The organism is Streptomyces sp. CNX435, from assembly GCF_059570575.1.
In genome coordinates this window covers 366,059-381,216 of sequence record NZ_JCANTA010000004.1, presented here as the reverse complement: position 1 = coordinate 381,216, position 15,158 = coordinate 366,059, and the positions used below count along the sequence as shown (strand labels likewise).

The 15,158-nt window shown below is 71.2% G+C and carries 13 protein-coding genes and 1 pseudogene; 7 read left to right on the top strand and 7 right to left on the bottom strand.

The annotated features are described in order from the left end of the window. Genes T328_RS10605 through T328_RS10585 form a run of 5 tightly spaced genes read left to right on the top strand, consistent with a single transcriptional unit; the run spans position 1 to position 6,469 of the window. Entirely contained in the window at positions 1–789 is a 789-nt protein-coding gene (locus T328_RS10605; RefSeq protein ID WP_496495685.1) for an ABC transporter ATP-binding protein, read from the top strand. After that, positions 786–1,517 carry an ABC transporter ATP-binding protein gene (locus T328_RS10600; RefSeq protein ID WP_496495684.1) on the top strand — a complete coding sequence of 244 codons (732 nt, stop codon included), beginning with the start codon at positions 786–788 and terminating at the stop codon, positions 1,515–1,517. Before T328_RS10605 ends, T328_RS10600 begins: the two co-directional genes overlap by 4 nt. A 53-nt stretch (positions 1,518–1,570) precedes the next feature. After that, positions 1,571–2,449, top strand: coding sequence for a sugar phosphate isomerase/epimerase family protein (locus T328_RS10595; protein ID WP_496495760.1), 879 nt, complete (start codon positions 1,571–1,573; stop codon positions 2,447–2,449). Positions 2,450–2,489: 40 nt separating this feature from the next. Further along, positions 2,490–6,323, top strand: coding sequence for a ThuA domain-containing protein (locus T328_RS10590; protein WP_496495683.1), 3,834 nt, complete (start codon positions 2,490–2,492; stop codon positions 6,321–6,323). Next, a complete protein-coding gene (locus tag T328_RS10585; protein WP_496495759.1) occupies positions 6,269–6,469 on the top strand; it encodes an RICIN domain-containing protein in 201 nt (66 codons plus the stop codon). Before T328_RS10590 ends, T328_RS10585 begins: the two co-directional genes overlap by 55 nt. A 207-nt stretch (positions 6,470–6,676) precedes the next feature. Here the strand turns inward: T328_RS10585 and grpE are convergent, their stop codons facing one another. The 4 genes from grpE to T328_RS10565 form a co-directional block, all read right to left on the bottom strand. Beyond that, on the bottom strand, positions 6,677–7,279 hold the full coding sequence (gene grpE, locus T328_RS10580; RefSeq protein ID WP_496495682.1) for a nucleotide exchange factor GrpE: 603 nt from the start codon (positions 7,277–7,279) through the stop codon (positions 6,677–6,679). Then, complete coding sequence (locus T328_RS10575; protein WP_496495681.1) at positions 7,276–8,427, bottom strand: tetratricopeptide repeat protein; 1,152 nt, start codon at positions 8,425–8,427, stop codon at positions 7,276–7,278. The genes grpE and T328_RS10575 overlap by 4 nt, the downstream gene beginning before the upstream one ends. Before the next feature lie 10 nt (positions 8,428–8,437). After that, a complete protein-coding gene (locus T328_RS10570) occupies positions 8,438–10,063 on the bottom strand; it encodes an Hsp70 family protein (protein WP_496495680.1) in 1,626 nt (541 codons plus the stop codon). Positions 10,064–10,286: 223 nt separating this feature from the next. Next, positions 10,287–10,466 carry a hypothetical protein gene (locus T328_RS10565; protein WP_496495679.1) on the bottom strand — a complete coding sequence of 60 codons (180 nt, stop codon included), beginning with the start codon at positions 10,464–10,466 and terminating at the stop codon, positions 10,287–10,289. On the opposite strand from T328_RS10565, the pseudogene T328_RS10560 reads away from it, so the two are divergent. After that, positions 10,438–10,833, top strand: a pseudogene (locus tag T328_RS10560) (TIGR02679 domain-containing protein); the annotation flags it as partial. The gene T328_RS10565 and the pseudogene T328_RS10560 sit on opposite strands and share 29 nt — an antisense overlap. A gap of 16 nt (positions 10,834–10,849) precedes the next feature. Beyond that, positions 10,850–11,284 (top strand): DUF2399 domain-containing protein, encoded by a 435-nt coding sequence (locus T328_RS10555; protein WP_496495678.1) that lies wholly within the window; start codon positions 10,850–10,852, stop codon positions 11,282–11,284. A 263-nt stretch (positions 11,285–11,547) separates the two neighbouring features. Here the strand turns inward: T328_RS10555 and T328_RS10550 are convergent, their stop codons facing one another. From T328_RS10550 to T328_RS10540, 3 genes are read right to left on the bottom strand one after another with little or no spacing between them, the layout of a single operon-like run. Beyond that, positions 11,548–12,945 carry a trehalose-6-phosphate synthase gene (locus T328_RS10550; RefSeq protein ID WP_496495677.1) on the bottom strand — a complete coding sequence of 466 codons (1,398 nt, stop codon included), beginning with the start codon at positions 12,943–12,945 and terminating at the stop codon, positions 11,548–11,550. After that, on the bottom strand, positions 12,942–14,201 hold the full coding sequence (locus T328_RS10545; protein WP_496495676.1) for an MFS transporter: 1,260 nt from the start codon (positions 14,199–14,201) through the stop codon (positions 12,942–12,944). The genes T328_RS10550 and T328_RS10545 overlap by 4 nt, the downstream gene beginning before the upstream one ends. Positions 14,202–14,233: 32 nt before the next feature. Then, entirely contained in the window at positions 14,234–15,004 is a 771-nt protein-coding gene (locus T328_RS10540; RefSeq protein WP_496495675.1) for a HisA/HisF-related TIM barrel protein, read from the bottom strand. Positions 15,005–15,158: the final 154 nt, after the last annotated feature.

Sequence of the window (15,158 nt, the reverse complement as noted above, 5' to 3'; positions counted from 1 at the left end):
ATGGTCCACACCCCTGCGGCACCGTCCGGGTCCACCGGCCCGGCGCCCGTCGTCCAGGTCCACGCGGTCACGGTGGCGTTCGGCGGCCTGCTCGCACTGCGCGGAATCGACCTCGCCATCGCGCGGGGCGAGCGGCTGGCGGTCCTCGGGCCGAACGGAGCCGGAAAGACCACGCTGTTCAACGTGATCGCCGGCGATGTCACCCCGACCAGCGGCTCCGTCGTCATCAAGGGTGTCGAGTGCGTCCACCGGCCGTCGCGCTACCGGCCGCGCCTCGGCGTCGCCAGGACGTACCAGAAGGCGCGGGCCCTGGCCGGCCTCACGGTGCGCGAGAACATCTATCTCGCACTCGCCGGGCTGCGGGGCCGGCACCGGGCGCTGTGGCGCTCGTCCGCCGACCGGCGGATGGGCGACGAGGCCGCCGACGTGGCGGACCGGGTGTGGCTGTCCGGGCAGCTCGACGCCGCGGCCGGGGCGCTGTCCCACGGGCAGCAGCGCCAGCTGGAACTCGGCATGGCGATCGCCACGAGGCCGGACGTGATGCTGCTCGACGAGCCGGCGTCCGGGCTGTCGCGCGGCGAGCGCGAGCGGCTCGTCGAGCTGCTGGAGTCGTTCGGCGAGGAGCTGACCCTGCTGCTCATCGAGCATGACATGGACGTGGCATTCCGTATCGCCCAGCGGGTGGTGGTGATGGCCGACGGCGAGCAGGTCACGGCCGGCACCCCGGACGAGGTCCGCGGCGATCCCCGAGTCCACCGGATCTACCTCGGTACGGAGGCGCCGGCATGAGTACCGCACCCCTTCTGGAGGTCCGCGGGCTGCGCTCCGGCTACGGCGCCTCCGTCGTCCTGGAGGACCTCGACTTCAGCATGGGCGTCGAGGCGGTCGGGATCGTCGGCCGCAACGGCATGGGCAAGACCACGCTCTGCGACACCCTGGTCGGGTTCCTGCCGCCGACGCGCGGAGAGATCCGGCTGCGCGGTGAGCAGCTCGACGGCCGGACGCCGGAGAAGATCGCGGGCGCCGGCATCGCCTACGTCCCGCAGGGCCGGCGGCTGTTCCCGTCCCTCACCGTCGACGAGCACCTGGCCATGCTGGCCCGCAGGGCGCGCGCCAAGCGGTGGACGCCCGAGGCGGTCTATGAGCTGTTCCCACGGCTGGCCGAGCGCAAGAAGCACGGCGGTGCCGCGCTGTCGGGCGGCGAGCAGCAGATGCTCGCCGTCGGACGGGCACTGCTGCTCAACGCGCACCTGATCGTCATGGACGAGCCCTCCGAGGGGCTGGCCCCGACCATCGTCGACGTCCTCGTCGACGTCGTGCACCGCCTGGTCGCGGAGGGGGTGGCCGTACTCGTCGTCGAGCAGAACCTGCGCGCCGCGGTCCGGATGGCCGGGCGCCAGCTCGTCATGGTGTCCGGCCGGCTGGAGGCCGAGTTCACGGGCGGCGAACTGCTCAGCCGGCCGGACCTGCAGAGCAGGTACCTCGGCGTCGGCGGCGCCGACCGGGCGCCGCGGTAAGACGTCCGCCCCGCACCGCGCGGTGGACGAAGGGAAACGCGATGGGAGGACCGATGGAGGCGACGAGGACGTTCGGGGTCAATACCTGGGTGTGGACCTCGCCCGTGACCGACGGACGGCTGGCCGAGCTGGCGCCCCGCATCCGGGAGTGGGGCTTCGACGTGATCGAACTCCCGGTGGAGAACATCGGCGACTGGGAGCCCGGCCGGACGGCGAAACTGCTCGACTCGCTCGGCCTGTCGGCCACCGTCGTGGTGGCGATGGGGCTGGGGCGCGAGCTGGTGGCGGCCGACCGGGCGACGGTGACCCGCACGCAGTACTTCCTGCGACAGGCGGTCGACGCGGCGGCCGCGGTGTCCTCGCCGGTGGTCGCGGGGCCGGTCTACGCGTCCGTGGGACGGACCTGGCGGATGGCCGACGCGGAGCGCCGCACCTGCTACGAGCAGCTGCGGGACAACCTCGCCCCCGTGGTGGAGCACGCGCGGAGCGCCGGCCTCACCGTCGCGGTCGAACCTCTCAACCGCTACGAGACGAGCGTGGTCAACACCGTCGGCCAGACGCTCGACGCGCTGGCCGGCCTGCCGCCCGAGGGCTGCGGGGTCGCCCTGGACGTCTACCACATGAACATCGAGGAGCAGGACATCCCGGCGGCCGTCCGGCGGGCCGGGGACCGGATCGCGCACGTCCAGGTCTGCGGGAACGACCGCGGCGCCCCGGGCGCGGACCACCTCGACTGGCCGGGAATCCTCACCGCCCTCGACGAGGCCGGTTACGGGGGGCCGCTGGTGATCGAGTCGTTCACCGGGGACAACGAGACGATCGCGACGGCCGCCTCGATCTGGCGTCCGCTGGCGCCGAGCCAGGACGCGATCGCCGTCGACGGCCTGGCCTTCCTCACCGGGATGTCCTCCGGGCACCCCCGTACCCCCTGATTTCCGTAGTCCCATCCGCAACGACGCGACGGAGAGGGCAATGCGACAACGCCATAGATTCACCCTGTTCACAGCGGTGATGGCCATCCTGGTCTCGTTCCTCCCAGGAATGGCCACCAGCGCGGCGGCGCAGGAAGCCGCGGAGTACGACGTCCTGTTCTTCCACAAGACGACCGGTTTCCGGCACGACTCGATCCCGTCCGCTCTCGCGGCCGTGGAACAGCTCGGCCAAGAGAACGGGTTTACGGTGACCGAGACGCAGGACGCCGCGGTCTTCACCGACGAGGGCCTGGCGCAGTACGAGGCCATCGCGTTCTTCACCGACGGCGAGAACACCCTCAACACCGACCAGCGGCACGCGTTCGAGCGCTACATCCAGCGCGGCGGCGGGTTCGTCGGGCTGCACTCGTCGTCGAACATGGACAAGACGGACTGGCCCTGGTGGTCCGACCTCATGGGCGGCGCGTTCTTCAAGAGCCACCCCTCCGGCGCCGACCAGTTCCAGGAGGCGACCGTACGGATAGAGGACTCCACACATCCGTCGACGGCCGGGCTGCCGGCCGAGTGGGTCCGTACGGACGAGTGGTACAACTTCACCGCCAACCCGCGTGAGAAGGTCCACGTCCTGGCCACGCTGGACGAGTCGACGTACAACCCCGGGCCGGACGCCATGGGCGACGACCACCCGATCGCCTGGTGCTCCAACTACGACGGCGGCCGGACCTGGTACACCGCGCTGGGCCACCAGCCGGAACACTACGACGAGCCGCAGCTGCGCCAGCACATCCTCGGCGGCATCCAGTGGGCGGCAGGCGCCGCCGAAGGCGACTGCGGCGAGCCGCGCGAAGGACCTCCCACGGAGGCGTCCTTCGAGAAGGTCGCGCTGGACGACAACACCGCCAACCCGATGGAGTTGGCCGTCGCCCCCGACGGGCGCGTCTTCTACGTCGAGCTGGCCGGCACGGTGAAGATCTACGACCCCGAGACCAGCGCCGTGAAGACCGCCGCGCAGATACCGGTCCACCGCGGCAACGAGAACGGGTTGCTGGGCATCGCCCTCGATCCCGACTTCGAGACGAACAACTGGGTCTATCTCTTCTACAGCGCTCCATCGCCCGAGGTGCAGCACGTCTCCAGATTCACCGCCGACGGCGACACCCTGGACATGGAGTCTGAGAAGGTCCTCCTGGAGTTCACGCACCAGCGGGAGGTGTGCTGCCACTCCGCCGGCTCGATGCGGTTCGGCCCCGACGGCAACCTCTTCATCTCCACCGGCGACGACACCGCGCACTTCGCCTCGGACGGCTTCGCGCCGATCGACGGGCGCGTCCACGACGAGCAGACCAGCGAGGACGCCAAGCACTCCTATGACGCGCGGCGCACCTCCGGCAACACCAACGACCTGCGCGGCAAGATCCTGCGGATCACACCCCAGGACGACGGCACCTATTCGGTCCCGGAGGGCAACCTGTTCCCGCCGGGCACCGAGAAGACCCGGCCCGAGATCTACACGATGGGCCACCGCAACCCGTTCCGGATCGCCGTCGACGACGAGACCGGCTGGGTCTACGCCGGCGAGGTCGGCCCCGACGCCGGCGCCGACAACCCCGACCGCGGCCCGCGCGGCTACGACGAGTGGAACCAGATCCGCGAGCCGGGCAACTACGGCTGGCCGTACTGCATCGCTGACAGCCAGGCGTACCGCGAATGGGACTTCGCGACCAGCACCCCGGGCGAGTCCTTCGACTGCGAGAACGGCCCGGCCAACAAGTCCCCGTTCAACACCGGCCTGGAGACCGTCCCGCCGGCCAAGGACTCGTTCATCTGGTACCCGTACGGCCCGTCGCCACAGTTCCCGGAGCTTCCCGAGGGCGGTGGACGCTCCGCGTACGCCGGCGACGTGTACCACTACGACCCCGAACTGCTGGGTGACGGGCAGTTCCCGGAGTACTACGACGACGCCGTCTTCGTCATGGAATGGTCGCGCAAATGGATCGGCGCCCTCCGGCTGGACGAGAACGGGAACTACAAGAGCTTCGAGCAGTTCATGCCGAACACCCTCTTCCGCAGCCCGCACGACATGGAGTTCGGGCCGGACGGGGCGATGTACCTGATCGAGTGGGGCATGGACTTCAACTACGGGGGAGGGAGCGTCAACCCCGACTCCGGCCTCTACAAGATCAACTACACCAAGGGTGCCCGGACGCCGATCGCGAAGGCCGCGGTCGACAAGGACTCCGGACCCGCTCCGCTGGACGTCACGTTCTCCAGCGAGGGCACCAACGACCCGGACGGCGACGAGCTGACGTACACGTGGGACTTCGGCGACGGTACGACGTCGGACGAGACCAACCCGGCCCACACCTACGCCGAGCCCGGCCAGTACACCGCGCGGCTCACGGTCACCGACCCGTCGGGGCGCTCCGGCACCTCCAACGTCACGGTCACCGCGGGGAACACCCGACCAGAGGTGACCATCGCGCTGCCACACGACGGCCAGGTCTTCGAATGGGGTGATGAGATCCCCTTCACCGTCTCGGTGGCGGACGCCGAGGACGGCACGGGCGACGCGATCGACTGCGAGCGTGTGACCGTACAACAGGGCCTCTACCACGACGAGGGCGGCAACGCCCACGTCCATCCCGGACAGTCGCAGAACGGCTGCGAGGGCGTGCTCACCACCCAGTCCGACGCGGAGCACGGAGAGGCCGCGGACATCGCGCTGACGGTGACGGCCAGCTACACCGACCTGGGGGGCGAGGCCGGCGCACCGGAACTGACCGGCGGCAAGACGCACTTCCTGCAACAGAAGCGAAAGGAGGTCGAGCACTTCGGCGACTCCTCGAACGTCGGCGTCGGCGCGGCGAACGACGAGGAGACCGGCGGCGGTGAGGCGATCACCGGCCAGAACGGCGCGTGGGCGTCGTACGACCCGTACCACCTCGACGGCGTCGGCGAGATGAAGCTGCGCGCCGCGGCGGCGGACGACACCACGGTCGAGGTGCGGCGCGGCGCGCCCGACGGCGAGCTGCTCGGCACCGCGCAGATCGAGGGCAACGCCGAGGTGCCGCGGACCGGCGGTCCGGAGGGCTTCGGCAACGGCGTCCCGCTGGGCGGCTCCGGTCAGTCGGAGAAGGTGGAGATGCCCAAGGGCATCGTCGACGGGGTCGAGGAATTCACCGTCTCCGCCTGGGTGAACTGGTCCGGCGACCAGACGTGGGCCCGGATCTTCGACTTCGGCTCCGGCACCGGCAACTACATGTTCCTCACCCCGAGCGCCGGCGACAGCGGCAACCTGAAGTACGCGATCACCACCGGCTCCGGCGAGCAGCAGATCAACGGCTCGCAGCCGCTGCCCACCGACGGCTGGCAGCACGTCGCGGTCACCCTCTCCGGCACGAAGGGCACGCTGTACCTGAACGGCGAGCCGATCGGGACCAACGACAACATGACGGTGAGCCCGGCGGACCTCGGGCAGACAGAGCAGAACTGGATCGGCGACTCGCAGTGGGACGCCGACCCGCTGCTCAACGGCTCTGTCGACGACTTCAACGTCTTCGACCGGGCCCTGACGCAGAGCGAGGTGCAGTCGCTGACCGCGAAGCCCGGCGGCGACGTAGGCGGCGGCGACGTCGCCTGGTACAAGTTCGACGAGGACGGCGGCACCACGGCCGTCGACTCCTCCGCACAGGGCAACGACGCGAGCATCATCCCCGCCGAGGGGGCCGTGCCCTGGCAGAACGTGACGCTGGATCTGAAGCCCACGACGGGTACGTTCCCGCTGCACCTCGTCTTCCCGGACAGCAGCGTGCGGGTGAACTGGATGGAGCTGATCCCGGGGACGGCGGCGCCAACCAGGAATGGGAGTCCATAGAGGTCGGCGACGCGATACAGCTCCGGGCACGACACAGCGGAAAGTGCGCGGACGTCGATGACGAGTCCACCGCTGACGGTGCCAGGGTTCAGCAGTGGACCTGCCACGGCCGCGGGAACCAGCCCTGGCAGCGTCGACCCGTCTAACCCCGGCAACCCCCGGCACCGGTCACCCGCATCGCGCGGGTGACCGGTGTTCGGTGGTACGGGCGCGGCGTCTGGCGGCGGCGGGAGAAGGTCTCGTGCCTCGCCGTCGATGACACCGGCTTCTGGCTGGCCGCCGACGGCGTCCCGGATACGACGGACTGGGACTTCTCCGGCGAGGGGCGGCCAGTACCGCTCCGCAAGCCCCGTTTACCGGTCGGTGTAGACGCGGACCTGCTGCGGGCGGACGATGCGCTCGTCCATCCGATAGCCGTGCCGCAGCACTTCGGCGACCTCACCGTTCTGCTCGGGGGAGAGCGCGGAGACCGCTCCGACGGCCTCCTGGACCTCGGGATCGAACGGACCGCGGGTGACGGGGATACGCGTCATGCCGTACTTCTCCAGCACCGTCAGCAGCTCCGTGACGACGGAGCCGGCGAACGCGTCGTCCTCCGCGGCCTGCCGCTCGACGCGGTCGACGAGGAGCACGATGTCGTACAGCAGCGGCTGCACGATGCGGCCCTCGGTGATCTGCCGCGCGTGGTCGAGCTCAGCCTGCAACCCTTCGAGGCCGCGCCTGGCCTCCCGGTCGTTGAGCAGCCGGCGGCGGAACTGGTCACCCAGCGCGGCCAGCTCCTCGCGCATGCCGTCGACCGCGTCGGCCACGACGGCGAACGGGTCGGGTGGCGGCGCCGTCTGCTCCGGAGGGGCTGCGGCCGGCGCGGAGCGCGGGTCCGGCGGCAGGCGGGCGGGTTCGGCGGGGGGTGGCACGGCGGGCTCCGCCGGTTGGGACGGCGGCGGTGGGGCGGTCATGAGACTCTCCCGTTCGGTGGTCTGACGTGCGGGGGCAGGTCGTTGCGGGTGTGCTGCCACCTCGGCTTGACTCCCATCGCGACCGGCAGTCCGAACAGTCCGGCGAGCGCCAGCACAGAGACGGCACCAGGCAGCACAAGCAGCAGTACGAAGCAGACGGCGATGACCGCGATCATGTTCTTGCGCCATCGCCAGGTCTTGCCGGGCGCCCTGACGGCATCCATGCGATGCGCCGTGAGCTGGTTCAGCAGCCGACTGTCGGAGACGCCGACGGCCAGCGCCTGGTCCACGCAGTGGATGACCGTCGAGGCGCTGGTCGCAGAGGCGATGACGTACCGCTGCCGGATCGGGTGCCAGACCATGGCTCCCTCGGCGCGTAACGACCAGATGCGCCCGATCTGATCCCGGATGCTCGTGTGGTCGGGCTGCTTGACCAGAGCCTGCTCGTAGTTGGTAAGCGCTTCGTCGTAACGCCTGGCAAGGAAGAGGCTGTTGGCGGCATCGACCAGGGGACCTGCGTCACCCGGAGCGAGCCGGACCGCCTTCAGGTGCCAGTCGGCGGCGGCGGAGTTGTTGCCGACCTGCTCGTGCACCCGGGCGATCAGGGTGTGGGTCAGGGCATCGTGGGGGTGCAGTGCGCGGGCGCGCTCGAACTCCTGCAGCGCGTCGGCGAACAGGCCCCGCTTGGCGTGGACGGCGGCGAGCAGACGCCAGGCGTCGCCATCGCCGTCGTCGTGGTGTACGGCCTGCCGAAGCTCGTACAGCGCGGCCTCGTCGTTGCCCTGGTCGATGAACCTGCGGGCGTGCCCCACCCAGTCCCGGGTGCCCTGAGTGGGCTGCGGCTCAGGGCCGATGTCGGGATCGCGGCCAGGGCCGGAGTCCGACCGGGGGCTTCGGCGCTGCCGCGCCGTGTCGAGTCTGCGGTCGTAGGCGTGGCGCTTGGCGCGATCGAGCAGTTCCCTGCGCGCCTCGGAGATCATCTCGACCTTGTCCTCGGCTTCCCGCCGCTTCTTGGCGTCGGGAGCTCGGCTGGCCCGGCTGGACCAGGTCCGAAACGCCCGGTCGAGCCGCCGGGAGATCTCCTGCCCGGTCGCGGACCGGTCGATGTCGAACTCGGCGTAGTAGTCGGGAGCGTCGTCGGCAGTCATCTCGAATCCCCTAGAGGGTCGGGACTCGGGCGACACGGTCGCTGAGTTCGGCCATCTCGGCCGCGCCGAGATTGTCGGGGCGCTCAAGCTCGAACTCGCCGAGCCACTTGCCCGTGGTGCCGTCCTTGACCTCGACGTGGATGATGCCGTCGACGTCGTAGGAGTAGAAGACCTCGAACGGCGCACCCATCGGGTACTGCGGGATGTCGACGGTGCTCTCTCCCACCGTTTTCACGTACTCCAGGTCCTCGTCGTCCCCCTCGGTCACCTGCACCCTCAACCGCTGCTGCCGTTCTGTGATGGTGTGGAAGGTGTCGCTCTCCTTGGCCGGCACAGGCGTGTTGTGCGGGATGATCACCGCGTTGTACTCCAGATCGTGGTTCTCCTCGCGGACGGCCACCATGCCCAGCGACTGCGAGGTGACGTCCTTGATGGACTTCACCCTGCCCTTGGTGAGCCGGGCCAGACCGTCACCGGGGGCGGACTCCGTGCTCGCCCCGCTGCCCACGTACTTCCGCTTCTCCTGCGCCTCCTCCGCACGCACCGCGGCGTCCAGCGCGACGAGGGCGGCGCCGAGCGCGACCACCTCGTCCTGGGAGATGCCGCGCTCCGGCTCCTTGCCGGACAGCCGGTGGATCAGCTCCTGCACCATGGGCATCCGGGTCGAGCCGCCGACCAGCAGCACCCGGTCGATGCCGGCCCAGTCCGTCCCGGCCTCCTCCAGCACGCCTTCGGTGATGATGCGGGTGCGGTCGAGCAGCTCGGCGGTGATCTCCTCGAACTTCTCGCGCGTCACCCGGATCTGCTCGTGTCGGCCGCCGGCGGAGAGCATCACCACGGCCTGCGGGGCGTTGGAGAGGGTCCGCTTGGCGATCTCGGCCTTGTCGCGCAGCTCGGCCTGCAGTGCGCTGTCCTCGGTGAGATCGGGGCCACCCGAGGCCATGAAGGCGCCGTTGAGGTGGGTCATCAGCGCGCCGTCCCAGTCGAAGCCGCCGAGGTTGCGGTCGCCGTCCGTGGCGGTCACCACGTAGTCGCCGTCCTCGACGCGCATGACGGTGACGTCGAAGGTGCCGCCTCCCAGGTCGTAGACGAGCACGGTGCCGATCCGCGCGCCGTCAGGCCCGTCTTCCTCTCCCTCGTCCTCCCCGGAGGACTGCTCGATGCCGTAGGCGAGGGCCGCCGCGGTGGGCTCGTTGACGATGCGCAGCACCTCGAGCCCGGCGAGCCGCCCGGCGTCTTGCGTCGCCTTGCGCCTGGCATCGTCGAAATACGCCGGCACCGTGATGACCGCCTGCTCCACCGGCTCGCCGAGCATCATCTCGGCGTCCTCCTTGAGGCGTTTGAGCAGCAGCGCGGAGATCTCCTCAGGCCGGTAGGGCGTGCCGGACTCCGAGTGATAGACGGGCTTGGCCTCCCCCATGTACCGCTTGACGAACTGCACCACATGGTCTGGTGCCGTGACCGCCGACCTCTTCGCCTGGGAGCCGACGACGACGGTGTCGCCCTGGAACATCACCACGGACGGCGTGATGTTCTCGCCCTCCCGGTTACGGACGATGGACGGGCTGCCCGATCGGTCGGCGACCGCAACAGCGGAGTACGTCGTCCCCAGGTCGATGCCTACCACGCGTGTCATGCCCATTCCCCCTTGAATGCGAGACGCTGACAGCGGCAATCATGCCGATTCCGGGCCTGCTTGACCGCCGCTTTCGGCCAGAGCCCGCACACGCCAGTGGGGCACCCACCCCTGTGATGTCCGCCCGGCGACCTGCTCACGGGGCGGCTGACGCCAACCCGCCGCTGCGGCGTGCGCTCGTCCACCCGGTGGCCGATGGGCCGGGAGTCACCCGGAAGAGTGGTCATGGTGCCGTCCCGGTCGGTGGCCTGACGTGCGGCGGCAGGTCGTCGTAGGTGTGCTGCCACTGCGGTTTGCGCCCCATCCGGATGGGCAGTGCGACGAAGCCGGCGAGTGCCACCACTTTGAGCGCCGTCGGCAGCGCGACCAGGAGGATGAGGCAGACGACGAACACCGCGGCCATGTCCTTGTGCCATCGCCAGGTATGCGTGAGCGCCCCGGCGGCGTCCCCCCCGGTACGCGGTGAGCTGGTCGAGCAGCCGGCCGTCGGAGATGCCGGCTACTCCCGCCTGGTCCACACAGCGCATGACCGTCCTGGCGCCGTCCTCCGAGGCGATGACGTACCGCTGCCTGACCGGGTGCCAGACCATGGCCCCCTCGGCGCGCAGCTTCCAGATTCGGCCGATCTGATCGCGTACGTCCTCGACGACGGCACCCCGCTCGCCACCCTGGTCCGCTCCGGCGTCCGGGCCCTGACCGGCTTCCCCGACGGCGAGGGCGCCGAGTGGCGCCGGGCGGCCTGGGCCTCGGCGGGCCTGCTGAAGGACGCCCTGTCCGCCACTGGGCGTGCGCGGCACCGCGGCACTCGACGCGCTGGCCGACGCGGGCGAGCCGGCGGTGCTGACCCTGCGCCAGCTCGCCGGCGGTACGCCCCTTGCGCCGGCCACCGCCCCCACGGTGTACGTATGCGAGAACCCCGCGGTCGTCGCCGCCGCGGCCGCCGCACACGGCGCCGCCTGCGCCCCCCTGATCTGCCTCCAGGGCCAGCCCTCGGCCGCCGCGCTCACCCTGCTGCGGCTCCTGCACACGAGCGGCGCGACGCTGCGCTACCACGGCGACTTCGACTGGGGCGGCCTGCGCATCGCGGCCGGCCTGCTGCGCCGCGTACCCTGGCGCCCCTGGCGCTACACCGCGGCGGACTACCGCACGGCAGCGGCCACAACGCGGCTCGTGCGCCCGCTGCAGGGCACCCCCGCGTCCGCCCCCTGGGACCCCGGCTGACCGCTGCCCTCACCGAACTCGGGGTCCGTGTCGAAGAGGAAAGCGTCATCGACGACCTGCTTAGTGATCTGATTTCGCTGAGCCAAGAGCAATGCCGGCTTGCCTGTCACCCAGCGGAGGTACCGCGGCGACGCTCACGTCCATGCGCTGGTCCTTGATCGAGGCGAGGGCGCGTGACGAGCAGACCAGGAACGGGGCGCGGCCCTCCAGGAAGAGCGGTAACGCTTCCGCGCGGCCGATGTCCGGAACGGACCGCGGGGGCGTCAGCGGCGGAACACCTCGGTGAGCCACCGCTCCGACGACTCCGCGCGCAGCAGGGCGCGGCGGCGCGCCGCGCTCGGGTGCGCGGCCGGGCGGCCGTCGAGGGCGGCCTCCATGACCTGCCCGTTCTGTTCGAGGTCGAAGGGGTCGAGCGTCAGGGAGTACGGGGCGAGCTGTTCGTGCACGCCCGCGTTGGCGGAGATCAGCAGCGAGGTGTCGTCGCGCAGGAGGTACGCGGCCTCCTTGGCGAACAGGTTGAGGCCGTCGAACGTGGAGTTGACCATCGCAGCCGTGGCTCCGCGCAGCGCCGCGATGACGGCGTTGCGGGAGTCGCCGCCGCTGCCGGGGTAGATGAGCGAGACCGCGTCCCGGCCCGGCGGGGCGAACCGCTCGTTGATGCGCCGCACCGCCGCCTCGGTGGCCTGCTGGTACGCCAGGTGGCGGCCCGCGGCGCGGCTCGGCTTGGTCACCACCGCGCCGAACCAGCACTCCGACGCCAGCCCGGGGCGGCGTTCGAGCATGGCCTCGTAGGCGGCGAACCCGCGCGGCAGGTTCTTCCAGAGGTCCAGCCGGTCGGCCCGCACCATGGTCCGGCGACCCGCCGCCAGCACGTCCAGCCGCTCCGCCCACTCCGCGGTGGCCGGTTCGGACACCATCTCGTCCAGCACGTCGATGTCGAGCGGGAAGGGGACGGCGACCAGCTCCGTCTCCTTCCCGCGGTGCACCACCACCCGGTCCTCGACGCGCGCGCCGGGCAGGAACCGCTCGCAGCAGCGCAGGAACGCGTCCGCCCACCGCCGGGCGTGGAAGCCGACGACGTCGCACTGCAGCAGGCTCTCCAGCAGCCGGACGCGGATGTCGCCGGGCAGCAGCGTGAAGTAGTCGGGCTCGCACCACGGGGTGCCGAGGAAGTACGTCAGCCGGGCCGCGCGCCGCTCGCTGCAGCCGCCGTACAGCTCCGGCACGAGCATCAGGTGCGGGTCGTTGATGAGGATGTGCAGCTCGGGGGAGTCCTCGGCCAGTTCGTCGAGGCGCTTGGCGTACATGCGGTTCACGGTCTCGTAGCCGGCCCACGCTGCCCGGGTCGCGGAGTCGAAGACGGGCTGCTCCGAGGCGTCGTGCAGGTAGTGGAGCAGCCCGAGGAAGAGCCGGATGGAGACCGTGTCGTAGTGGTGCCGGCGCAGCTCCTCGTCCACCTGCATCGGGTGCAGCCGGACGTCCCCGCGCAGCGACACGCTGTCGGGGCTGCCGGCCGCCTCCGCGGGGGCGGTGAAGACCCAGTCGCCGCCGTGCCGGTCGAGCAGCGCGATGAGCATGGGCACGAGTCCGCCGGGGGATCGGGGGCTGAGCTCGCCGCCGCTCCAGCGCGGGCAACTGTTGCTCAGGGTCAGGAGCTTCATGTACGGGACCTCGTTTCAGACGGTTCCGGAAGTCGGTGGGGGCGATCGGCGGGGAGCAGCGGGGCGGCGGCGGAGCAGACGGCCAGCAGGAGGAACGCGGCCGGGACGGGGAGCACCCCGACGAGCAGGGCCGCGGTGGCGGCGCCCGCGCCCATTGCCACCTCCCCGAGGCCCTCGGCGGGCGGGCGCCACTCGTCGGGCACGGCCCGGACGAGCAGCGCGCTTCCGCCCACCACGGCGCAGTTCCACCCCAGGCCGGCGAGCGTGAGCTGGACGAGCACGCGGGCGGGGTCCGCGCCGCCGGGCAGCGCACCGCCGAGGGCCGACGCGAGCAGCAGCGCGCCGCCGACCTGGACGACGGCTCCGGCGCCCCAGCGGTCCGCCGCCCGCCCGGTGATCGGCGACGGACCGAACATGGCCAGCACGTGGCCGGCGACGAAGGTGCCCACCAGCTCGTGGCCGTGGCCGTGCTCGGTCAGCGTGAGCGGCACCAGCGTCATCACGCCGACCATCACGAAGTTCGCCCCGGCGAGCGCCGACAGCGCCGCCCGGGCGGCGGCGCCGCGCGGTCCGCGCAGCGCCTCGGTCCAGGAGCCGCCGGAGCGCCGCCCGCCGGCCGGGACCGGCGCGCCGCCGGTCCGCGGCTGCGGGCAGGCGGCCAGCAGCAGGGCGGAGACGCTGAAGACCGCGGCGGCGACGAGGTAGAGCCCGGTCAGCGCGGGCAGGCCGAGGACTTCCGCGGCGGTGCCGCTCGGCCCCAGCAGGAGCGGGCTGCACACCGCGCCCACGGCCGTCGCGAACAAGACCGCGCCGAGCGCCCTGCCGCGGTCCTTCTCGCCGGTGGCAGCGGCGGCGGCGTAACGGGCCAGGAACACGGACGAGTTCGCGCAGCCCAGCACCGTACTCCCCGCCAGCATCCCGGGCAGTGAGCCGGCCCCGGCGGCGCAGACCACCAGGACGGCGCCGAGCGCGCCGAGCGCGAACCCCAGCGCGAGCCCGCGTTCCCGGCGCCCGATGGCCGCCTGACGTGAGAGGAGCAGGGCGCCAAGGGCGGAGCCGGTGAGGTGGAGCAGGACGGGCAGGCCGGCCGCCGCGTGGGTGCCGGTCATCTCGACGGCGAGCAGCACACCCGAGGTGCCACCGGCCGCCAGCCCCAGGCCGCCGATCGCGTTCGCCGCGCACAGCACAACCAGTGTCCGCTTCGGCGACGGCCCCGCGCCCCGAGCGTCGTTCCGGCCGGATGCGTACGGCCCCACGGTGACCACCTTGGAGAGGAAGGGAACGGACGTCAGGCGGCTGCGGGCTCGGGCATGTGGCCGGACTCGTACGACAGGCGCCCGGCGAGGGCGGCGTGCCGCATGGCCGACGCCATCTTCAGCGGGTCCTCCGCGCGCACGAGCGCCGTGTTGACCAGGGTGGCCGCGGCGCCCAGCTCCATGGCCTGCGCCACGTGCCGGGCGCAGCCCAGCCCGCCCTCGACGATGATCGGGATGCCGGACTGCTCGATGATCTCCCGGATGGGCTCCGGCTGCACGATGCCGGCGCCGGACGCCACCGGGGCGGCCATCACGCGCAGTGCGGCGCAGCCGGCCTCCTCCAGCTTCCGGGCCATCGCCGGGTCGGGGAGGATGAAGGGCATGAGCTCCATTCCCTGTTCTTTCAGTTCCACCGCCGCCTCGTAGGTGGACTGGTTGTCCGGGACGTTGTTCTCGCCGCGCACGTCCAGCTTCAGGATGTCGATTCCCAGGGCTTCCCGCAGAATTCGCGCGGTGCGCAGCGCGGAGTCCTTCGAGCGCGCGAACGAGGTGGTGCCGATCCAGACGAAGTCGTCCAGGTCGAGCGCCGCGTCCAGATCGGAGAGCAGCAGGCTGGACCTGCGGTTGTCCGGGTCGACGGTGGTGATGAACACGTCGCCGCCGCTGGCGGCCAGCACGTTGCGGACCATGTCGACGTCGTCGTACTGCTCGATCCCGACGATGATCCGTGACGTGAACGATCGGCCCGCGATGACCAGCCAGGGCTCCTGCGCGACGGGCATCTCGTGACAGATGGAAGTCACCTGAGTACCTCTCTCTCCGGGCGATCGCAGCCTTCTGTGCAATCGCGGGAATTTCACACGACTGCAATAGTGGAGCCGTTCGCCGCGGAAGATCCGGTTCCTTTCATTCCTATGTCCGGCCGCTTCGCCGCCGTCCCGGAAAGCCCGTGCGCGG